Origin of the sequence: Bradyrhizobium sp. AZCC 2230 (assembly GCF_036924495.1) — a bacterium.
In the GTDB taxonomy this organism is placed as follows: Bacteria; Pseudomonadota; Alphaproteobacteria; order Rhizobiales; family Xanthobacteraceae; genus Bradyrhizobium; species Bradyrhizobium rifense.
Genome location: NZ_JAZHRS010000001.1, coordinates 1640076 through 1660325, shown reverse-complemented (window position 1 = coordinate 1660325; position 20250 = coordinate 1640076). Strand labels below are relative to the sequence as shown.

The 20250-nt window shown below is 62.4% G+C and carries 21 protein-coding genes; 18 read left to right on the top strand and 3 right to left on the bottom strand.

Features of this window, described 5'->3' with window-relative positions:
* Positions 1–63 precede the first annotated feature (63 nt).
* Entirely contained in the window at positions 64–468 is a 405-nt protein-coding gene (locus V1280_RS08010) for a globin (RefSeq protein ID WP_334521410.1), read from the bottom strand.
* Between the two features lie 482 nt (positions 469–950).
* On the opposite strand from V1280_RS08010, the gene V1280_RS08005 reads away from it, so the two are divergent.
* The 15 genes from V1280_RS08005 to V1280_RS07935 all read left to right on the top strand — a co-directional run bounded on the left by V1280_RS08005 (position 951) and on the right by V1280_RS07935 (position 15082).
* A complete protein-coding gene (locus V1280_RS08005; protein WP_334521407.1) occupies positions 951–1322 on the top strand; it encodes a DUF2946 domain-containing protein in 372 nt (123 codons plus the stop codon).
* 54 nt (positions 1323–1376) lie between these two features.
* A complete protein-coding gene (locus V1280_RS08000; RefSeq protein ID WP_334521404.1) occupies positions 1377–2378 on the top strand; it encodes a hypothetical protein in 1002 nt (333 codons plus the stop codon).
* 3 nt (positions 2379–2381) lie between these two features.
* On the top strand, positions 2382–2738 hold the full coding sequence (locus tag V1280_RS07995; RefSeq protein ID WP_334521401.1) for a copper resistance CopC family protein: 357 nt from the start codon (positions 2382–2384) through the stop codon (positions 2736–2738).
* Complete coding sequence (copD, locus tag V1280_RS07990) at positions 2707–3678, top strand: copper homeostasis membrane protein CopD (RefSeq protein ID WP_334521398.1); 972 nt, start codon at positions 2707–2709, stop codon at positions 3676–3678. The genes V1280_RS07995 and copD overlap by 32 nt, the downstream gene beginning before the upstream one ends.
* A gap of 174 nt (positions 3679–3852) precedes the next feature.
* The gene (locus tag V1280_RS07985) at positions 3853–4236 is read left to right on the top strand and encodes a DUF2946 family protein (protein WP_334521395.1); all 384 of its coding nucleotides are present in this window, start codon (positions 3853–3855) and stop codon (positions 4234–4236) included.
* Between the two features lie 93 nt (positions 4237–4329).
* Positions 4330–6729 (top strand): TonB-dependent receptor family protein, encoded by a 2400-nt coding sequence (locus V1280_RS07980; RefSeq protein WP_334521392.1) that lies wholly within the window; start codon positions 4330–4332, stop codon positions 6727–6729.
* A gap of 26 nt (positions 6730–6755) precedes the next feature.
* Positions 6756–7967: a sialidase family protein gene (locus V1280_RS07975; protein WP_334538233.1), complete on the top strand. Its 1212-nt coding sequence runs from the start codon at positions 6756–6758 to the stop codon at positions 7965–7967.
* Positions 7964–8461 (top strand): TlpA family protein disulfide reductase, encoded by a 498-nt coding sequence (locus tag V1280_RS07970; protein ID WP_334521389.1) that lies wholly within the window; start codon positions 7964–7966, stop codon positions 8459–8461. Before V1280_RS07975 ends, V1280_RS07970 begins: the two co-directional genes overlap by 4 nt.
* A 29-nt stretch (positions 8462–8490) precedes the next feature.
* Positions 8491–9015: a copper chaperone PCu(A)C gene (locus tag V1280_RS07965; RefSeq protein ID WP_334521386.1), complete on the top strand. Its 525-nt coding sequence runs from the start codon at positions 8491–8493 to the stop codon at positions 9013–9015.
* Positions 9012–9449: a hypothetical protein gene (locus tag V1280_RS07960; protein WP_334521380.1), complete on the top strand. Its 438-nt coding sequence runs from the start codon at positions 9012–9014 to the stop codon at positions 9447–9449. The genes V1280_RS07965 and V1280_RS07960 overlap by 4 nt, the downstream gene beginning before the upstream one ends.
* Positions 9450–9469: 20 nt before the next feature.
* On the top strand, positions 9470–9988 hold the full coding sequence (locus V1280_RS07955) for a YcnI family protein (protein ID WP_334521377.1): 519 nt from the start codon (positions 9470–9472) through the stop codon (positions 9986–9988).
* Positions 9988–11550: a copper resistance CopC/CopD family protein gene (locus V1280_RS07950; RefSeq protein WP_334521375.1), complete on the top strand. Its 1563-nt coding sequence runs from the start codon at positions 9988–9990 to the stop codon at positions 11548–11550. Before V1280_RS07955 ends, V1280_RS07950 begins: the two co-directional genes overlap by 1 nt.
* Before the next feature lie 147 nt (positions 11551–11697).
* Positions 11698–13017, top strand: a complete 1320-nt coding sequence (proS, locus tag V1280_RS07945; protein ID WP_334521372.1) for a proline--tRNA ligase — start codon at positions 11698–11700, stop codon at positions 13015–13017.
* Between the two features lie 72 nt (positions 13018–13089).
* Complete coding sequence (locus V1280_RS07940) at positions 13090–14370, top strand: lipoprotein-releasing ABC transporter permease subunit (protein WP_334521369.1); 1281 nt, start codon at positions 13090–13092, stop codon at positions 14368–14370.
* A gap of 7 nt (positions 14371–14377) precedes the next feature.
* Positions 14378–15082, top strand: a complete 705-nt coding sequence (locus V1280_RS07935; RefSeq protein ID WP_148773668.1) for an ABC transporter ATP-binding protein — start codon at positions 14378–14380, stop codon at positions 15080–15082.
* Between the two features lie 127 nt (positions 15083–15209).
* Here V1280_RS07935 and V1280_RS07930 read toward each other — a convergent pair whose 3' ends face one another.
* Complete coding sequence (locus tag V1280_RS07930; protein ID WP_334521360.1) at positions 15210–16289, bottom strand: zinc-binding alcohol dehydrogenase family protein; 1080 nt, start codon at positions 16287–16289, stop codon at positions 15210–15212.
* 108 nt (positions 16290–16397) lie between these two features.
* Here V1280_RS07930 and V1280_RS07925 point away from each other — a divergent pair, with 108 nt between their 5' ends.
* Positions 16398–17171 carry a helix-turn-helix transcriptional regulator gene (locus V1280_RS07925; protein WP_334538231.1) on the top strand — a complete coding sequence of 258 codons (774 nt, stop codon included), beginning with the start codon at positions 16398–16400 and terminating at the stop codon, positions 17169–17171.
* 53 nt (positions 17172–17224) lie between these two features.
* Here the strand turns inward: V1280_RS07925 and V1280_RS07920 are convergent, their stop codons facing one another.
* Entirely contained in the window at positions 17225–17707 is a 483-nt protein-coding gene (locus V1280_RS07920) for a 2'-5' RNA ligase family protein (RefSeq protein ID WP_334521357.1), read from the bottom strand.
* A 231-nt stretch (positions 17708–17938) separates the two neighbouring features.
* Between V1280_RS07920 and V1280_RS07915 the strand changes: the two genes are divergently transcribed.
* Both V1280_RS07915 and V1280_RS07910 read left to right on the top strand, forming a co-directional pair.
* Positions 17939–19105, top strand: a complete 1167-nt coding sequence (locus V1280_RS07915; protein ID WP_334521355.1) for a serine hydrolase domain-containing protein — start codon at positions 17939–17941, stop codon at positions 19103–19105.
* 80 nt (positions 19106–19185) lie between these two features.
* Positions 19186–20244 carry a LacI family DNA-binding transcriptional regulator gene (locus V1280_RS07910; protein WP_334521353.1) on the top strand — a complete coding sequence of 353 codons (1059 nt, stop codon included), beginning with the start codon at positions 19186–19188 and terminating at the stop codon, positions 20242–20244.
* The last annotated feature ends 6 nt before the right edge of the window (positions 20245–20250 follow it).

Genomic DNA, 20250 nt, shown 5'->3' with positions numbered 1-20250 from the left:
ATGCCACTCAATGTGCAATCAACGTCGGGATCGTCGTGGCCCGTGTTGGTGCAGCGCAAAGCGCTACGCTGCGATGCCAGCGAAGGCCTCGATCTCGACGAGCAACTGGTCCCATGCCTGCGCCATTTCGGCTGACCATTCATCGCCGAGCAGATCGCGCAGCGCATCCCTGATGGTGGCGAAGAAGGCGATGAACAGTTCGCGCGGCGTGCCATAGGCGTCGTGCGAGACGACTTCACAGGCGATCATCCGGAAATGGCCACGGCGCTCGCCGGCAAAGTCGAGGATCGCCTCGATGGTCAGCGCAAGCATCGATCCCATCACGATCTCGCTGCCTTGCGAACGGAACATCGCCCGCGTTTCGGGATGCCGGTTGAACAGCCGTTGATCGACCAGGGGCGTGAGATCCGAGCAGCGCGAGGCCGCAAGCTCAAAGCTTTGCTCGATCGGATTGGGAGAAGCACTCATCGGCACATCAGCCGCGAAAGACAAAAAAAAGAGCGGGGCCCTAGCCCCGCTCAAAAATTGTGTCGACCCTATTATCCCCGATTCTAAGATTTGATCTTGATTGGCGGGGCGACGCTGCGTTTTGCGCGCCAGGGGCTCCTCCCGAGACTTGGACCACCAGACTTTGACCTCGCGGCTAGCCTGAGCAAGAGGGATGCTAGATCAACTTTTCTCACTTGTCATCATTTTCGGCAACGATTGTTCAAAATTCGAGCAGTTGACGAAATGATCGGGTTATTGACCCCATAAGTATATGACAAACATAAGAATTCTGTGGACGGGCGGGTCGGCGCGACTGCCTCAATTGCCGGACGCGGCCTCTGGATGGGACCCTCCGGGCACATTTTTCGAGAAATTTGTGCGACCACAATAAGGCCAGCGAAGTGACCTCGACTCGGAGCGGGCGTGGTGTTTAGTTAGTAGGCGAACGAATGGTTCGGCGGATGCGCGCTCGGCTGCAAAAATTCTTACCGGTTGTCCTGCTCGCCTTGGCGATGCAGGTGCTGGCGCCGATTGCCGCCTGCTGGGCGGCCGGGCAGGCCGTTGCCGATCCGCTCCAGACTGCTTTCATCTGCCACAGTGCGAACGAGCAGGGCGGGGCAGACCAGACCGGTGCGCCGAAAGCACACGCCGGCAGTTGTTCGATTTGTTGCCTGGCGCAGGCAAGTGCGTCGGTTGATTCGCTGCCACAGGCGATCTTCGCGGTGCCATTCCGTGCCGCTGAGCAGGTGGCGTGGCACCCCGCAGCCGATCGCCTCGCGGTGTTCCGCGGCGGCTCCAACGCGCAGGCGCGCGCACCACCGCAGGCGACGTGAGCTTCGCGGCCAAACCGGCCGCTGAACCGGCACGTCAATCTGCGGAGACCTTTCATGTCGATCTCTCACATGCGTGCGGGCCTTTGGGGCACCGCGATTGCGCTTATTCCTCTTTCTGGCGGCTTAGCCCACGAAATCGTTGGTAACCGCTTCTTCCCGGCAACGCTCGGCATCGATGATCCAGGCGTCAACGACGAGCTGTCGCTTCCCACGGTCGACAGTTTCAAGACGGGCGACATTCCTCCTGTCCGTCAACGCGACGTATCGGGTGAGTTCTCCAAGCGCATCACCGAGGATTTCGCGGTGTCGTTTGGCACGACTTACACCTTCCTTGGGCCGATCGATCGGACGGTTCCCGGAGCCAATGGATTCCAGAATCTGGACACAACATTCAAATACCGCGTGTTCAAAAACCCCGAGCATGAGTTCGTGATGTCGGTGGGCTTGAGCGTGGAATGGGGCGGTACAGGCGCAAAGAGCGTCGGTGCGGACCCGTTCAATACCTACACGCCGACGATCTATTTCGGCAAAGGCCTTGGCGATCTTCCGGATACCTTCTCGTGGTTGCGGCCGGTGGCGATCACGGGCCAGGTCGGCTACGCGATCCCGGGCAGGAATTTTACGACCAGTTTCGGGATTGATCCGGATACGGGCGAGCTGACTGCGGACACCGAATTCCATGCGCGCGTGCTGAATTGGGGCGGCACCATTCAATATAGCATGCCCTATTTGAAATCCTCGGTTGTTGATCTCGGGCTCCCGGAGTTCATCAATCATTTGATCCCGCTCGTCGAAGCCAACCTGCAGACGCCGGTGGCGAACACGCTCACCTCGGGCACGGCGACGACGGGGACGATCAATCCTGGTGTCATCTGGGTTGGCAACACGTTTCAGGTCGCCGTCGAGGCGCTGATTCCGATCAACCGGCAGAGCGGCACCAACGTCGGCTTTATCGCTCAATTGCATTTGTATCTGGACGACATCGACCCGCGCGGGATCGGCAAGCCGATCTTCGGGGGAGCCGTCCAGCCCGCAAGCCCCTTTGCAAGGAATTGATCCATGCTGCGCTTGATTTCGGGTCTGATGCTGCTGCTCCTGGCTTCCCTGTCGGCCAGCGATGCATGTGCCCACGCTTTTCTCGACCATGCCGAACCGCGTGTTGGCAACAAAGTCGGAAATCCTCCGCGTGAGGTGACACTCTGGTTCACGCAAAAGCTGGAGGCCGCGTTCAGTTCGATCACGGTGACAGGCCCGTCGGGGCAACGCGTCGATGCCGGCAAGGCGCGCATCAGCGGCGACCAGATGTCGGTCTCGCTGAAAGGCGGCGGCACCGGCACCTACCACGTGAACTGGCGCGTCTTGTCGGTGGATACGCATACCACCGATGGGAGCTTCACGTTCCAGGTCGGTCCTTAGGGCGTTGCCACCGATGGATTGGTCCGCAATTGGGGCGCCCTTGGTTGCGACGCGTGCTGTTCATTTCGCCGCAACAGCGATCACGGCTGGAAACATGCTTTTTCGGACTGTGATCGCCGAGCCCGTTTTGCATCCCGGAGCGAGCTTGGGAGCCGTGTTTCGCACCCATGCGCGACGGGTATCGTCCTTCGCTCTCGCCATTGCCGTGATCACCGGCGCGATCTGGCTGTTGCTTGAGTCCGCTTCAATGAGTGGATTGCCACTGCACGACGCGTTGACTGCGGATGTGCTGTCGACGGTCATCAACGAAACCCAGTTCGGCGAAGTGATGATCGTCCGGGCAGGCTTTGCAATCTGCGTCGCAGCCTGTCTGGTCCTTGACCGCACGGCGATCGCTCAATGGTTTGGATTGATGGCATCATTCGCCTTTGCGGCAAGCCTTGCGTGGACGGGGCATGCCGGCGCGACGGTCGGCGCAATGGGTTATCTGCACCTCGCGGCGGATGCGCTCCATCTGATCGCCGCCGCGGCATGGCTCGGCGGTCTTGCGCCGCTGGTTCTGCTGTTGACCGCGGCCTACCGGAACGGCGCTATACTGCTCGCCACCGATGCGGTACGGCGGTTCTCGACGCTGGGCATCATCAGCGTGACCGTACTCATGCTCTCGGGTTTGATCAACACCACCATCCTGGTCGGCTCCTTTCGCGCGCTGATCGTCACCAGTTATGGACAGCTGTTGCTGCTCAAGCTCGCTCTGTTTGCGGTCATGCTGGCGCTCGCAACGATCAACCGGCTATTGTTGGCGCCCCGGCTCGCTCGGTCCGGCGGGTTGCGATGGCTCGCGCGCAACAGCTCCATCGAGCTGGCCCTTGGTCTTGCCATCTTCGCCATTGTCGGTCTGCTGGGAACGCTGCATCCCGCCATCCACCTCGTGATGTGAAGCAACGGAAAGAAGAGCGTCGCAATGCAGAACACGGGGACCGCGCCGGACCGACCCATGGGCGGCTCGGCCTGCAAGGGCCAGCCTCTTTCGAGCGGCTTGTTCAATCGCAATCTCGACCAAGATGCGATGTCGACTCTCCTCCCACTTGGTGTTTAGTTAGTAGACGAACGAATGGTTCGACGGATGCGCGTACGGCTGCAAAAATTCCTACCCATCGTCCTGCTCGCTTTGGTGATGCAGGTGCTGGCGCCGATTGCCACCTGCTGGGCGGCCGGCCAGGCCATCGCCGATCCGCTTGGCACCGTCATCTGCTACAGTGTCAGCGAGCAAGGTGCTCCGAGCGACCAAAATGGTTCGGCGACCGCGCATGCCGGTGCCTGCGCGCTGTGTTGCCTTGCGCAGGCGAACGCGTCCTTCGATTCGCCGTCGCACGCGACGCTCTCCGTTCCCGTCCGCCACGCCGAACGCGTGGTGTGGCACGATGCGGATGCGTCCGCTCCCGCTGCCCATAAGGGCTCAAGCGCCCAGGCGCGGGGACCTCCCCACTTTTCCTGACCTCGCGACGAATCGAACCGTTGGTGCGGCGACGCTACGCCAACGGCTTGCTCATTGAACCGGCCGACGAGCCGGACGTCAGGAATCCAAGAAATGTCACGCATTCGTATGCTCAGCGGCGCGAGCCTTCCCGTGCTTTGCGGAGTGCTGTCCTCGATCAGCTCCAACGCGCACGCGCAGGCTGCCCCGCAAACGCTTCCCGCGGTGTCGGTTGAGGCACCTCAGGCGGTCCGACCCAAGCCTGCAATTCGCCATTCGAGGCCTCGCTCCGCCTCGGCGGCCCGCTCGACGCGACAACCGGCCGCCGGCTCGACCGCGGACGCCTCGGCCCAGAACAGAACGGTGACTGCCAGTGCTGCGCGAGATGGCCTCAATCAGGCGCCGGCCGGGCAGACCGCTACGACAATCGATCGCAGCCAGTTTAACAATCGGCCCGCGTTTTCGGTCAGTGACGTCCTGCGGGACAGTCCGGGCATTTCGATCAAACAGGGGAACGGCCCGCGCGATTTCGGCATCTCGATTCGTGGCTCGAACGCCCGGAACGGTTTCGGCATCCGCAATCTCGTGATCTTCGACGACGGCTTCCCGGTGACGCAGCCCGATGGCCTATCGCGCAGCGACCTGATCGATCCCCATGCTTATGGTGCGATCGACGTCGTCCGCGGTCCTTCGTCGTCGCTTTACGGGAACTACGCGACCGGTGGTGCGCTCAATTTTCGGACACGGCCGGGCGGGACAATCGATGGCGTCGAGTACGGCGTCGACGGTGGCAGCTATGGTTACCTCAACAACTACCTAGCCGCCGGCAAGAAGGTCGGGAATTTCGAGGGCTCGCTGTTCGCAAGCGACACGCGGGGCGACGGTTATATCGGCAATAGCTGGTTCAATACGCAGACCGTCAACTTCTTAGGGACTTTGAAGGCGACGCCCGACGATCGCTTTACGGTTAAGATCATTAACAACGACCTGAGCGCGCGGTTACCCATTCGCTCGTCACTGAACCAATATTATCAGAATCCCTTCCAGCAGGGATGTGCCACCGGCGCCACGGCGGCTGCGGGCTGCGGCACGGTGACGTTGTTCAACAATGGCTTCAACACGGCGGCGGGAACCGACAAGGAGACGGCGGTACAGGCAGGGCTCGGTCGCAACGATCGCCGGACGATTGTCGGAGGACGGTGGGAGCACGACTTCGACAACACGACGACGTGGCGAAACCAGTTCACCTTCGACGACAGGAACATCAGCCAGCCAACGGGGTCGACCAGCGCGATCGGTGACTTTCCGTCGTACAACTACATGAGCGATCTCACCAAGCGCGGCGAGATTCTCGGGTTGGAGTCGACGGCCTTCTTTGGTGCCTTCTACAACACCCTCACGGCCTCCAGCGATACACGGAACGTCATGCCGGGCGGCAACGCCACGCTGGGCGCGTTATCGAGCAATCTCTACAGCGAGACGACCAATTACGGCGTTCGCGCGAGGGAAGAGCTCAAGCTCACGTCTTCCTTGATGGCAGTCGCTGGTGTTGGGTGGGAGACCACTATCCTGAAGGGGAAAAACACGGCGTATACCTACACCGGCGCTGCTGGCACGGCGACGACGGCGATCACGACTGCAGACCGCCAGCTTCAGAACACCGCTCCAGAACTGGCGCTTCTATACAATCTGAACGACCAATGGCTATTGCGCGGCCGGGTCGCAACCGGGTACGGCACTCCGCAGGTTTCTAATCTCTTCGTTCTCCAGACCGGGTTTTCGGGCAACAACACCCAGCTCAATACCCAGAAGAACCTTGGTTACGATCTGGGCTTCGATTGGACGCCGAACAAGATGGTCAAACTCAGCGCGACTGGCTTCTATGAGTTCTTTCGCAACGAGATCGTCAACCAGGCAACTCCGGTTGCCGGTGTAACCTATTCATTCAATGCTCCGCGCTCGGAGCATCGTGGTGTGGAGCTTGCGGCTGACTGGAAGTTCTATCCCGGCTGGCGGTTCATGGCCGCGTACACCTATCTCGACGAGGTTTATACCGAATATGTTGAGAACATCACCAACGGTGCCGTCTTCAGCTTCAACCGTGCTGGCAACAAGATACCGGGCGTCTCACCCAATGAACTGACGGCCCGGGTAGGGTATGACGAATTTGCCGGACCACTCGCAGGCCTTGGGGGCTTCGTTGAGCTCCAGTGGAAGGATTCCTTCTACATGGATAACGCGAATCTCCTGAAGGCCCCTAGCTACGAGCTGGTCAACGTGAACGTCCACTACAAGACCGATCTTCTCTCCGACTACTTCCGGTCCTTGAACCTGTTTCTGGAAGTCAGAAACGTGTTCGATCGAACCTATGTTGCCTCTGCGAACAATATCTCGAACTCCGTCACGGCAGCCGGCGTTCAAAATCCTGCGAGCGTGCTCGCAAACACGACGGGATCGATCTACGCGGGCTCGCCGCGTGCATTCGTTGCGGGTATGAAGGTGGCATTCAAATGATCCGGACTTTTGAAGGGACTGGGATCATGATCCGAAGTGGCTTACTGGGCGTCCTTGCTCTCGCATTTTTGCAAAGCGCGGCGCACGGACAGATGCACGGGCAGCATGGGTCCGAAGCAGCTTGTGATGAGCCTGCACTACGCTGCGCGACCAAGGTGACGCCCGCCTTTGGCTCCGACGGAACTCTGTGGCTCGCCTGGATGGCGGGTGGTCAAGTGTCTGTTTCGAGTTCGCCGGACGCGGGACGCAGCTTTTCAGCTCCGACTCAAGTCACGACGCAACGGCTGAATCTTGATTGGGGACCGGACGCCCGGCCGAAGATCGTGATCGATCGTAAAGGCGGAATCGATGTCGCTTTCTCGATATTCAGAGATGAGGCGTTCAACGGGCAGGTGCTCTACACGCGTTCGAGCGACGGCGGGAAGAGTTTTGCGGAACTGAAGCCCATTACCGCAAACAACGAGAGCCAACGCTTTGAGGCGCTGGCGCTCGATCAGGATGGTATGATCTTTGCGGCCTGGCTCGATAAGCGGAATCGTGTCCCCGCCAAACAGGCCGGTCAGAAGTACGACGGGGCGGGCCTCTTCTTTGCGTCCTCACGCGATGGAGGAGCGACCTACGCCGAGGCCAATCTCGCGCACGATAACACTTGCGAATGTTGTCGGCTGGGGCTGGCTTTTGCGGCGCCGGGACGACCGGTCGTGATCTTTAGAAATATTTTTGAGGGCGGCGTGCGTGATCACGCGGTGATGACGTTTACAGACATCTCGACGCCGGGTGAGGTTCATCGGGTCAGCAAGGACGATTGGCAGATCAATGCCTGCCCGCATCACGGGCCGAGCCTGACGATTGCGCCCAGCGGGAGCTATCACGTTGCCTGGTACACGAATGGGAAGGCACGGAAGGGCTTGTTCTACGCGCATTCGCGCGATGAAGGCCGAACCTTCTCTGAGCCAATGGCGCTGGGCCGGGCGGATCGCAATCCGACTCGTCCCTTTGTGCTTGCGGGCCCGGCGCGAACGGTGATGGTCTGGAAGGAGTTCGACGGCGAAAAGACCACGGTTGAGCAGACGACGTCCCGCGATGATGGCGAGACGTGGTCACCGCCTAAGGCGATATCGAGCACGACTGACACGTCGGACCATCCCTTACTCGTTTCCAATGACCGCCATATCTATCTGTCATGGATGACGAAGGCGGATGGTTATCGCCTGACACCGATCGAGGATCAGCCATGAAGCGTCGACTTGCCGCCATTCTCGGTTTGGGCATTCTGATCGCTTCGGCATCTGCGCTCGGAGCACCCCCGGTTCTCAAGCCATTCGAGCGGGGGAGCTGGCAGCACGTCCTGAAGGATCATGCGGGGCGTCCCACGCTCGTCCATTTTTGGGGCGTGACCTGTGGCCCTTGCAAGGTCGAGCTGCCGCTGCTCGGGCAGTTCGCGAAAGAACATCCGGAGATCGACGTGGTAACGATCAGCGCCGACCTCGTGCCGAATTTGCCAGCGGCGACGCAATCCATGCTGGACAAAGCCGGGCTTTCGTCGACAGAGAATTTCATCTTCAGCGACGGCTTTGTCGAACGCCTGAGATTCGAGATCGACCCTGCTTGGCAGGGAGACATTCCCAGGACGATTTTGATCGCTCGCGATGGGACTATCACAACGATCGAAGGTTCGGCCGAAGTCGCCGATCTCGAGAAATGGTCCGCCCAGCAACTCTCCACGAACTAGTGCCTAATCTGCAAAACAGGATTCCCGATATGAAGACCATGATGAACGATTTGCTGGGCGCGGTATTCGCTCTCGCTCTGTTCGCCGCACCGGCACTTGCTGACGACGTCAGGGCCGGCGACCTCGTCATCAGCCAGGCCTGGAGCCGTGCCACGCCGGGTGGCGCCAAGGTCGCCGGCGGCTTCCTGACCATCGAGAACAAGGGCACGGCGCCCGACAAGCTCGTGGCTGTTTCAGCTGATATCGCCGGCAAGACCGAAATCCACGAGATGAAAACGGATAACGGCGTGATGACGATGCGGCCGCTCGACAGCGGGCTGGTGATTGATCCCGGCAAGACGGTGAAGCTGGCTCCCGGTGGCTATCACTTGATGCTTCAAGAGTTGAAAGGCCCGTTCAAGCAAGGTGACAAAGTACCGGTGACGCTTCAGTTCGAGAAGGCCGGAAAGGTCGCGATTTCGCTCGACGTGCAGAGCGTCGGTGCCCAGGCGCCCGCCGATGGCGGCCACATGATGATGAAGAAAATGCCGGATCATTCGGGAATGAAGATGTGACGAGGCCGATCAAGTTTCCCATGGTCTTGCATCGAACTTTTAAAAGTATCGGACTCGTGGCGGCTGTGCTGCTGTCGATCGCGGCCGCACCATTGGTGGCGGCGACCGACGACGACAGCTTCTTCACGCATCTGCACACCGAGAAGGCGATGGCCAACGTTACGGTCTCGCCGGGCCGTGCCGGCCCGGTCGAAATCACCATCCAACTGGAAACGACGGACGAGATGCCGCTCACGGCGAAAGCCGTATCGGTGTCGTTGGCAGACGTGCAGACCGGCAGGAAGCTCGCGCCGGTCGAGGCCTCGCGAGAGGGCGATGATGGCTGGCGTGTGAACGTAGCGCAGTTGACGCCGGGGCGCTGGATGTTGGGCCTTGGTATTTCGATTTCCGATACGGATCACGTCAACGTGGAATCGCCGATCCTGATCAAATGACCATGCGGAGGAGATCGAGCATGTCGAAGACACCCTGGCTGATCCTGATGGCTGCGCTCGCCGCATCGCCTGCGGCGGCGCACGTCTATCTGGAAGGCAAGCAGGCCACGGTCGGTGCGTCCTACAAGGCCGTCTTCGCCGTGCCGCACGGCTGCTCCGGCTCGCCGACGGTCAAGATCCGCGTGCAGATTCCCGAAGGCGTCATCGCGGTGAAACCGATGCCGAAGGCCGGCTGGAACGTCGATGTCGTCGAGGGGCAATACGCCAGCGCCTACGACTATCACGGCAACAAGCTGACCTCGGGCGTGAAGGAAGTGGTATGGTCCGGCGGCAAGCTGCCGGACCACAATTACGACGAGTTCGTCGTCAGCAGCTTCCTCACCGACGGCCTGAAGCCCAACACCACGCTGTATTTCCCGGTGGTGCAGGAGTGCGAGAAGGGTGTCAGCCGCTGGATCGAAATTCCAGCGGAGGGGGCAGCTCATTCCCATGAGGACAAGTCGCCGGCGCCCGGCGTGAAGCTGCAGCCCAAGCCCTAATGCGTCTTCTCGCTGCGCTCGCGATGCTGCTCGTCGTCGCCGGCACTTCGTCCGGAGCGTGGGCGCATGCGGCGCTGATCTCGGTCGAGCCGGCGAGCGGCAGCATTCTTGCGAGCGCGCCGAAGGCGGTGGAATTGCGTTTCAACGAGGCGGTGACCCCCGGCGCGATCCAACTGATTGACGGCGCGGGCAGGGCGCGTGACGATGCGCGTGTCACGACATCCGGCGAAAGCATTTCCGTTGCGATACCGCCGGACCTGCCGCCGGGCACCGCGGTCGTGAGCTACCGGGTGATCTCGCAGGACGGCCATCCCGTCGCGGGATCGGTGATCTTTTCGATCGGCGCGCCGACGGCCACGCAACCTCCGGCCAATGCGGACGGCCGATTGAACGCGCTGATTTGGCTGTCGCGGATCGGTCTCTATCTCGGGCTGTTTGTCGGTGTCGGCGGTGTATTCTTTGCCCGCTGGATTTCGTGGTCGATGGCGGGCATGAGCGTGCCGCGCGCAGCGCTGCTTGTCGGTCTCCCAAGCGCCGTTGTGTCGCTGGGCGTGTTGGGTCTCGATCTCCTTGGCCTGCCGCCGGCAGCACTCGTGACGGCGGCTCCCTGGACCATCGCATTCGCGACCAGCGCTGGCCCCGCGTTGCTCGTCGCCATTGCGGCGATGCTGCTCGCGCTGATGGCGCTGGGGCGGGCGTGGTATGCGCGTGTGCTCGCCGCCATCGCGTTCGCCGGCGTTGGGCTCTCGCTCGCCATGACCGGGCATGCCGCAACGGCGTCGCCAGAGATGTTGACGCGGCCGGCGATCTTTCTCCATGGCCTCGCTGTCGCGTTCTGGGTCGGCGCGCTGGCGCCGCTTGCAGCGTTGCTGTCGAAGCCGACATCGGCAGTGCTGCCGCTTTTGAACCGCTTTTCGCGTATCGCCATGCCGGTGGTCGCCGCGCTGGCGCTGACCGGGCTCACGCTTGCGGTCATCCAGCTCGAAAAGCCGTCGGCGCTGGTCGAGACCAGCTACGGCCTCATTCTCTCGGCCAAGCTGGCGCTGGTCTTGTCCCTGCTGGCGCTCGCCGGGCTCAATCGCTACCGGCTGACGCCGGCGCTGGCGAGGGATCAGAGGGGCGCGCCTGCACTCAGGCGTTCGATCCTGCTCGAGTGCGGGGCTGCGCTCGGCATCTTCGCCGTCGTCGCCGGCTGGCGCTTCACGCCGCCGCCGCGGACCATCGTCCCTGAGACGCCGCTGGCAATCCACATTCACACCGACAAGGCGATGTTCCAGGTGCTGGTGTCCCCCGGCAAGGCCGGCGTGGACGATTTCGTGCTTCAGCTCATGACCGGCGAGGCGACGCCACTGAAGGCCAAGGAGGCGACGCTGACGCTCAGCCTGCCGGAGCGCGGGATCGAGCCGATGGAGCGCAACGCCGAGCTCGGGCCCGACGGCTATTGGCACGTCCGCAAGGTCGAGCTGCCCTTCGCCGGCCGCTGGCATGTGCGGATCGATGCGCTGGTGACCGATTTCGAGAAAATCACCCTCGAGGACGAGCTCGAGGTCGCGCCGCCGTAAGGTTTGGCCGGTTCAAGTTGAACCTCAAGGCAACGGAAAAATGACAGGAATTCCGCCGCGTTAGCGGCTTTTCCTCATTCCCGGCCTTGTGTTTTAGCTCCCAATCCGGTTTCACTGCGGGCCATCACTGATTCCCAGAGTATTGCCATGCGGTTGTCGCGGTTCTTTCTGCCCATTCTGAAGGAAAATCCGAAAGAGGCGGAGATCGTCTCGCATCGGCTGATGCTGCGCGCCGGTATGATCCGGCAGGAGGCGGCCGGCATCTATGCCTGGCTGCCGCTGGGCTTCCGGGTGCTGAAGAAGATCGAGCAGATCGTGCGCGAGGAGCAGGACCGCTCCGGTGCGCTGGAACTGTTGATGCCGACGCTCCAGCTCGCCGACCTCTGGCGCGAGAGCGGCCGCTACGACGCCTACGGCCCGGAGATGCTGCGCATCGCGGACCGCCACAAGCGCGAGCTCTTGTACGGGCCTACCAACGAGGAAATGATCACGGAGATTTTTCGCGCCTATGTGAAGTCCTACAAGAACCTGCCGCTGAATCTCTATCATATCCAATGGAAATTCCGCGACGAGCAGCGTCCGCGCTTCGGCGTGATGCGCGGCCGCGAGTTCCTGATGAAGGATGCCTATTCCTTCGACCTCAACGAGGCGGCGGCGCGTATCTCCTACAACAAGATGTTCGTCGCCTATTTGCGTACCTTTGCGCGGATGGGGCTGAAGGCGATCCCGATGCGTGCCGAGACCGGCCCGATCGGCGGCGATCTCAGCCACGAATTCATCGTGCTCGCGGAGACCGGCGAATCCGGCGTGTTCATCAACCGCGACGTGCTGGACCTGCCGGTGCCGGGCGAGGACGTCGACTACGAGGGCGACCTGACCCCGATCATCAAGCAGTGGACCTCGGTCTATGCCGCGACGGAGGACGTCCATGATCCCGCGCGGTTCGAGCAGGAAGTGCCCGAAGACAAGCGCGTGAACACCCGTGGTATCGAGGTCGGTCAAATCTTCTATTTCGGCACGAAGTACTCCGAGCCGATGAAGGCGATGGTGGCGGGTCCCGACGGCGTCGACGTGCCGATCCATGGCGGCTCCTACGGCGTCGGTGTCTCGCGCCTGCTTGGTGCGATCATCGAGGCCTGCCACGACGATGCCGGCATCAAGTGGCCGGAGGCAGTGGCGCCGTTCCGCGTGTCGATCCTCAATCTGAAGCAGGGCGATGCCGCCGTCGATGCGGCCTGCGAGAAGCTTTATGCCGAGCTCCAGGCCAAGGGTGTCGACGTGCTCTACGACGACACCGACCAGCGCGCCGGTGCCAAATTCGCCGCCGCCGACCTGATCGGCATCCCCTGGCAGATCATGATCGGGCCGAAGGGGCTTGCCGAGGGCAAGATCGAGATCAAGAAGCGCAGTGACGGCTCCCGCGAGACCATGTCGCCAGCGGACGCGGTCGCCCGCCTGGTCGGCTGAATAGTGTTCATCGCGCGATAATGGGCCGGCAATCCGGCCACAATTGACCCCGAATCATGGGATTATCAAGCGATGGATGAAACCATGACCGAGACCGTGCAGACCGCGCCTTTCGCGCCCTTCGAGTGGATGCTGTCGGCGCGCTATTTGCGGGCGCGCCGCAAGGAGGGATTCATCTCGGTCATCGCCGGGTTCTCCTTCCTCGGCATCATGCTCGGCGTCGCGACGCTGATCATCGTGATGGCCGTGATGAACGGCTTCCGGAAAGAGTTGCTCGACAAGATCCTGGGGCTGAACGGCCACATCCTGGTCCAGCCGCTGGAATCGCCGCTGACCGACTGGAAGGACGTCGCCGAGCGCATCAGCCAGGTCCAGGGTATCCGGCTCGCTGCCCCCGTGGTCGACGGCCAGGCGCTGGCGTCCTCGCCCTGGAACGCTTCGGGCGTGCTGGTGCGCGGCATCCGCTCCGACGACCTCAACAACCTCACTTCGATTGCCAAGAACATCAAGCAGGGCTCGCTCGAGGGCTTTGACGACGGGCAAGGCGTCGCGATCGGCCGGCGGCTCGCCGACCAGCTGTCGCTGCATGCCGGCGACAGCGTGACCTTGGTGGCGCCGAAGGGCGCGGTGACGCCGATGGGCACCACGCCGCGGATCAAGCCGTACAAGATCGTTGCCGTGTTCGAGATCGGCATGTCCGAGTACGACCTCGGCTTCGTCTTCATGCCGCTCGCCGAAGCGCAGGCCTATTTCAACCGCAGCAGCGACGTCACCTCGATCGAGGTGTTCACCACCAATCCCGACAAGATCGACTCCTTCCGCAAAGCGGTGACGGAGGCGGCGGGCCGCCCGGTGTTCCTGGTCGACTGGCGACAGCGCAACTCGACCTTCTTCAACGCGCTCCAGGTCGAGCGCAACGTGATGTTCCTGATCCTGACCATGATCGTGCTGGTCGCGGCGCTGAACATCGTCTCCGGCCTGATCATGCTGGTGAAGGACAAGGGCAGCGACATTGCGATCCTGCGCACGATGGGCGCCTCGCAAGGCTCGATCATGCGGATCTTCCTGATCACGGGCGCGTCCATCGGTGTGGTCGGCACGCTGGTCGGTTTCTTCGTCGGGCTCGTGATCTGCCTCAACATCGAATCCATCCGGCAATTCCTGTCCTGGCTGACCAGCACCGAGCTGTTCTCGCCGGAACTCTACTTCCTGTCGAAGCTGCCCGCCGAGATCGACGTCGGCGAGACCACGGCCGTCGTCATCATGGCGCTGACGCTGTCGTTCCTGGCGACGCTCTACCCGTCGTGGCGCGCCGCGCGCCTCGATCCGGTCGAAGCGCTGCGGTACGAGTGAGGGGCTGATGGAGCAGCAGCAGGGGGCGGAAGATGTACCGGTCATCTATCTCCACGAGATAAAACGGCAGTACCTTCAGGGCGAGGCGGCGCTGACGATCCTGGACAACGCCAAGCTCGCGCTGTGGGCAGGACAATCCGTGGCGCTGGTCGCGCCGTCGGGCTCGGGCAAGTCGACGCTGCTGCACATCGCCGGCCTGCTCGAGGCGCCCGATTCCGGCGAGGTCTATGTCAATGGCGCGCCGACCTCGCAACTGCCCGACATCGAGCGCACCCAGCTGCGCCGCACCGATATCGGCTTCGTCTACCAGTCGCACCGGCTGCTGCCGGAGTTCTCGGCGCTGGAGAACGTGATGATGCCGCAGATGATCCGCGGCCTGAAGAAGTCCGAGAGCGTCAAGCGCGCCAAGGAGATCCTCGGCTATCTCGGCCTCGGCGACCGCATCACCCATCGGCCTGCCGAGCTGTCGGGCGGCGAGCAGCAGCGCGTCGCGATCGCGCGTGCGGTGGCCAATGCGCCCCGTGTGCTGTTCGCGGACGAGCCGACCGGCAATCTCGATCCGCACACCGCCGACCACGTGTTCCAGGCCCTGATGCAGCTGGTCAAGGCGACCAAGGTCTCGATGCTGATCGCGACCCACAACATGGAGCTCGCCGGCCGGATGGACCGGCGCGTCTCGCTGTCCAACGGCCAGGTCATCGAGCTCGAATAAAAACGCGAAAACAACCCCATGCACAGTAGACGGCCGCTTCCGTCCACGATCGGGGTGACGCCTCCCAGGCCTCTGATCAATCAGGCAAACCCGCCGCGATTGCGCATCGCCGCGGCGGGCAGGCCGATTACGGCCGGATCACCGTCAATTTGAACGGTCCGCCATTGGCTGCGGCATGGGCGACGGCCTCGTTGACGTGGTCGAGGTCGAAATCCGTCGTCACATATTCGTCGAGCCGCAGCAGCCCGGCGCGCACCAACCCGATCAGACGCGTTGCCGCATCCGGCGGATACATCCAGACGCCGTGGATGGAGATGCAGTTGCGCATGAGCCAGGGGTAGGGCAGTTCGAGGCCGGGACCGCCGGCCATGCCGACGCCGCCCATCAGCACGACGCGGCCGTAAGCGCGCACCGTCATGACCGCCGCGCGCACCACATTCGGGCTCACCGAAGGCGGCATGATGTCGAACACGCAGTCGATCGGGCCACCTGCAGCGCGCTTCATCGCCTCGCGGTCGTCGTCCTCGTTGCCGGTGAGTCTGACCGGCTTCACCCGCGCGCCGAAGCGGCGGACGAGGTCGGCCAGGATTTTCTCGTTGCGGCCCGGCGTCACCACGCAGGCTGCGCCCATCGCCAGCGCGACGGAGACGGCCGCGCTGCCGAAATTGCCGGTGGCCCCGCTCACCAGCACGGTCTCGCCTGCTTGCAGGTTTGCGGCGAGAAAGCCGCCATAGGGCACCAGCGCCGTCCCGAGCGCGCACCATTGCGAGGCTTCTTCCGTCGTGATCGCGCCAAGGCGCTTCACATTCTCCGTCGGCACGCGCATCTGCTCGGCATACGAGCCGTGGCGAAAATGCTGCTGCAGGCGCATGCCGCCGGGACCGGCAGCCGTGAGCCCCTGCAGGGCGATATCGGGTGCGACGACGTCGTCGCGCGAGCGCACCGTCGGGTCGCAGAACACCCAGTCGCCGACGCCGAGCTTGGTCGCGTCCGGGCCGATCGCGCGCACCCGGCCGATGCCGCCAGGGCCGGGGATGATCGGCAAATCCAGCGCGTAATTGCGCTCGCCGCTGAAAACCTCGTTCATGTAGGACAGGACGCGCGTGGCGACGACATCGACGATGACCTCGCCGGTGCCGAGCACCGGATCCGGGGCAGTCTCGACCACCAGCGGTGATCCCAGGGATTTGAGTACGGCAGCTTTCATGATGTTCACCTCAGAGACGGGTGACACCCATATGCAGCGCTCTTGCAGGGACAAGAAGGCCTGGTATTATCCTAGTATTACCAGACCCTCCATCCACGGGAGCATGCCATCGCTGATCCACGCCGCGTCGAATTCGGCGATTTCCTCCGCTCCCGCCGCGAAAAGCTGTCGCCGAAGACGGTCGGCCTTCCCGCAGGGCAAAGGCGGCGCACCGCGGGGCTCCGCCGCGAGGAGGTCGCCCAGCTCGCCGGCATCGGCGTCGACTGGTACATCCGCCTCGAGCAGGGCCGCACCGTCAGCCCGTCGGTCACGACCGTCGATGCGCTGGCGCGTGCGCTGCGCCTCAGCAAGACCGAACATGCGCATCTGAAGGATTTGGCGCGCGACGGCGCGAGGGGTGCTTTTGCGCGCGAGGTCGTGCCGCCGCCCATTCTGCGCCTGGTCGAGAGCCTGCCGCATCCGGCCTACATCACCGGGCGCCGCTGGGACGTGCTGGCCTGGAACGAAGCCGCCGAGGAGATTTTTGCGTTCGGCCGGTTGCCGGAGGAGGATCGCAACACGCTGCTGCTGATGATGACGAACAAGCGCACGCGAAAATCCTACGGCGCGGGCTGGGCTGACGTGGCCAAGCGCATGGTCGCGATGTTTCGCGCCACCCACGACGTCTGGGCCGGCGATCCCGCCTTCGCGGAATTGCTGACGCGGTTGCGCCAAGGCAGTCCCGAATTCGTCAAATGGTGGGGCGCGCATGAGGTGCACGGCACCTTGTCGGGCCGCAAGACCATGACCCATCCGACCAAGGGCGTGCTGCATTTCGAGCACACGAGCTTTCAGGCCAATGACGATCCCGCGCTGAAGCTCGTGATTTATACGCCAGTGTGAGGGCTATCGCGGGTGTCGACTGAGCGCGAAGAAAGAGTAGCGAAGGAGCTCGATCAAGAGCGCGATCCCGACGAAGGGCAGCTCAAGCTCTGCAGCACTTCAACAGGACGGAATCTCACCAAATCGACCCGGTCGAGAAGGCCAGTGATTGGCTCCCAGTTTGCCAAGAGCGTCGTGAGAGCCGGGCCCGGGTGAGGCAACGCACCCGACAACGTCACGTGAGGCACCCAAGCTCCCGGTCGGTAATGCGCATCTACCTCGAGACCGGGAAGTGCAATTTGAATGGCCTGATGCCGGGCAAGCAACTCGGCCGTCACAACGGGCACTGCCCACAGAACGGTGCCGTCGCCTGGAAAAGCACCTAATGCGCTCAAGCGAACAGGAAGGGCCTCCCAATTTCGGCACGTATCTTCAATCGCGGTGCGCAGCCTGTCGAGCGGTGCTTCGTTCGGGTAAATCGCCAGGGTGATATGCGGAGCGTAGCCAAGCTGGTAGCGATCGGCGTCGATTCCGTCTGTTGCAAGCTGATGCCACATCGCTTCGATAGGGACAGAGCCGATGGGATCTAAGCGAAGTGTAATAGCGAATGGCATAGGCGCGATAGTAACAGCGCTTACGCGCACAGCAACTCACTCAGCGCTCGCCGCACGCGCCGAGCGAGACGATCATTGCGGCTGAGGTCAAATTAATGCTACAAACCGTAGCATCCATCTGAGAATGGCTCGAAACGGCGCAGCGATCGAAAACAAGGTCAACGAGGGGGCCGGATGAGACGTCGGCAATTCATTTCGCTGCTCGGCGGGGCAGCCTTGACGCCGATCGCCACGACGCCCGCTTTCACTGACTCACAGGCCAATTGTGCCGTTCCGGCGAAGCGTGACGACGGCTGGTCCGTTTCGTCTGCCAACGCAGACAACGACGTCGACCAGGCCGCGCTGTGCAGGATGGCCGATCGGCTCGAAAGCTCGGGCGCCAACATTCACGCCGTGCTGGTCGCTCGCCACGGTCGATTGGCGTTCGAGCGGTACTTCAGGGGATCCGATGAGGTCCCCAGTCGCTTTTTCGGCGTTCGGGTCACGGACGTCAGCTTTGATGCCAATACACTGCATAATCTGAAGTCGTGCTCAAAGAGCGTCGCGTCGCTCGTGGTCGGGATCGCGATCGACCAGGGCCTCATTCGAAGCATCGACGAGCCGGTCTTCAGCTTCTTCCCCGAATTGTCCGACCTGCGGTCCCCGGACACGGATCGCATCCTGCTCTCACATGTGCTCACGATGTCGATGGGCCTGAAATGGGTGGAGGCGACCCCGGCGACGGGAGACGACAACGACGAGGTGCGCATGCATATGGCGCCGGATGCCTCTCGTTACGTCCTCGGCCTTCCCGTGACCGCACCGGCCGGGCAGGAGTTCTTCTACAACACCGGCGCGCTTGCGCTGCTCTCGGCGATCGTCCGCAAGGCCACCGTCCGTCCGCTCGATGAATTTGCACGCACAGCTCTGTTCGATCCGCTCGGTATCACCGAATTCCAGTGGAACAGGTTCAAAGGAGACAGCGATGCCGGCGGCGGATTGCGTCTGCGGCCGCGCGACATGGCGAAAATCGGCCAACTCGTTCTCGCGGGCGGTCGCTGGAACGATCGGCAAATCGTTTCCAAAGCATGGATCGAGGCGTCGACCACCATGAAGCTTAGGGCGACCGATGGTCAGTCTTATGGATATTTGTGGTGGCTGCGGAGCACCCAGCTCAATGGGCGTGTCGTCCAATCGATTGCCGCGCAGGGCCGAGGTGGCCAGTCGATCCGCATCGTCCCGGAGCTCGATCTCGTCGTCGCGGTGACCGCGGGATACTATCAAGACTATAGCCCTGAAGCTTTCAAATTGCAGTACGGCGTGTTCAGGGAGGTCTTGCAGGCGATCTCGCCTCCGGTGTAAGGCCCCGTGAACCGCTTTGCGAAACGGCAAAGTTTCGGAGTAGGTTCGTTGTCGACGGCGTCACCGGGTGGGCTTGGACTGTGACTGGCACGAAACGAACGCGCGAGGGAAGCGGCCGGGTCAGGCTCGAGGCGGTTGCCAATGCTGCGAATGTATCGACCGCCACCGTGTCGCGGGTGTTCAACGAGCCGGACAAGGTGTCCGAGGCGATCCGCGAGCGCGTGAAGGAGGCTGCGCGCGCGCTCAACTGGATTCCGAATGCCGCGGGCAGGGCGCTGGCATCCAGCCGAACGCATATTGCGGGCGCGATCATTCCGACGCTGGACAACGAAATCTTCGCGCACCAGATCGGCGGTATGCAGGCCGTGTTCAGCAATGCCGGCTTCACGTTGTTTCTGGGCTGCTCCAATTACGATCCGCTCGAAGGCTTGAGGCAGGCGGAGGCCATGCTCGCGCGGGGCGTGGAGGCGATTGCGCTCGTCGGTGAGAACCATCCGGCGGAGCTTTTTGCGGCCTTGAAGGCGCGCGATATTCCCTATGTCGTCACATACTCCTACAGCAAGCTGTCCGAACATCCCTGTATCGGGTTCGACAATCGCGCCGCCTTCACCCGGATTACGGATCATCTGCTCTCGCTCGGACACCGGCGCTTTGCCGGCATCTTCCAGCCGGTCGCGAACAATGATCGTGTCGCCGCGCGGCTTGCCGGCGTGAGGGACGCGCTGGCGGCTGCGGATCTGGAGATGGCGGACGAGAATTTGCTGGTCGGTCCCTCCACGCTGGAATTCGGCGCCGAGAGTTTTTCGCACCTGATGACGCGGGAAGGAGAGGCGCGACCGACGGCCATCGTTTGCGGCAACGACAACATCGCGCTCGGCGCATTGATGGCGGCCAACGCCCTTGGCCTGAAGGCGCCAACAGACTTCTCGATCACCGGGTTCGACGATCTCGCGATTTCGTCGCGCTTTGCACCAGGCCTGACCACCATGAAGGTCGACAACCAGTCGATCGGCACATTGGCCGCCAATCAACTCCTCGCCGTCGTCGCGGGCCGCCAGGCTGGCCCGCAGTCCGAAGAGGTCGTCCCTGTACTGCAGATCAGGGACAGCTCTGGCAGGTGGCCCCAGGATCGCGCGTGATATTCG

Bases quoted from the DNA above. Each gene is read 5' to 3' on its own strand.
- V1280_RS08010 (WP_334521410.1), bottom strand. From the start codon at position 468: ATGAGTGCTTCTCCCAATCCGATCGAGCAAAGCTTTGAGCTTGCGGCC.
- V1280_RS08005 (WP_334521407.1), top strand. From the start codon at position 951: ATGCGCGCTCGGCTGCAAAAATTCTTACCGGTTGTCCTGCTCGCCTTG.
- V1280_RS08000 (WP_334521404.1), top strand. From the start codon at position 1,377: ATGTCGATCTCTCACATGCGTGCGGGCCTTTGGGGCACCGCGATTGCG.
- V1280_RS07995 (WP_334521401.1), top strand. From the start codon at position 2,382: ATGCTGCGCTTGATTTCGGGTCTGATGCTGCTGCTCCTGGCTTCCCTG.
- copD (WP_334521398.1), top strand. From the start codon at position 2,707: ATGGGAGCTTCACGTTCCAGGTCGGTCCTTAGGGCGTTGCCACCGATG.
- V1280_RS07985 (WP_334521395.1), top strand. From the start codon at position 3,853: ATGGTTCGACGGATGCGCGTACGGCTGCAAAAATTCCTACCCATCGTC.
- V1280_RS07980 (WP_334521392.1), top strand. From the start codon at position 4,330: ATGTCACGCATTCGTATGCTCAGCGGCGCGAGCCTTCCCGTGCTTTGC.
- V1280_RS07975 (WP_334538233.1), top strand. From the start codon at position 6,756: ATGATCCGAAGTGGCTTACTGGGCGTCCTTGCTCTCGCATTTTTGCAA.
- V1280_RS07970 (WP_334521389.1), top strand. From the start codon at position 7,964: ATGAAGCGTCGACTTGCCGCCATTCTCGGTTTGGGCATTCTGATCGCT.
- V1280_RS07965 (WP_334521386.1), top strand. From the start codon at position 8,491: ATGAAGACCATGATGAACGATTTGCTGGGCGCGGTATTCGCTCTCGCT.
- V1280_RS07955 (WP_334521377.1), top strand. From the start codon at position 9,470: ATGTCGAAGACACCCTGGCTGATCCTGATGGCTGCGCTCGCCGCATCG.
- V1280_RS07950 (WP_334521375.1), top strand. From the start codon at position 9,988: ATGCGTCTTCTCGCTGCGCTCGCGATGCTGCTCGTCGTCGCCGGCACT.
- proS (WP_334521372.1), top strand. From the start codon at position 11,698: ATGCGGTTGTCGCGGTTCTTTCTGCCCATTCTGAAGGAAAATCCGAAA.
- V1280_RS07940 (WP_334521369.1), top strand. From the start codon at position 13,090: ATGGATGAAACCATGACCGAGACCGTGCAGACCGCGCCTTTCGCGCCC.
- V1280_RS07935 (WP_148773668.1), top strand. From the start codon at position 14,378: ATGGAGCAGCAGCAGGGGGCGGAAGATGTACCGGTCATCTATCTCCAC.
- V1280_RS07930 (WP_334521360.1), bottom strand. From the start codon at position 16,289: ATGAAAGCTGCCGTACTCAAATCCCTGGGATCACCGCTGGTGGTCGAG.
- V1280_RS07920 (WP_334521357.1), bottom strand. From the start codon at position 17,707: ATGTGGCATCAGCTTGCAACAGACGGAATCGACGCCGATCGCTACCAG.
- V1280_RS07915 (WP_334521355.1), top strand. From the start codon at position 17,939: ATGAGACGTCGGCAATTCATTTCGCTGCTCGGCGGGGCAGCCTTGACG.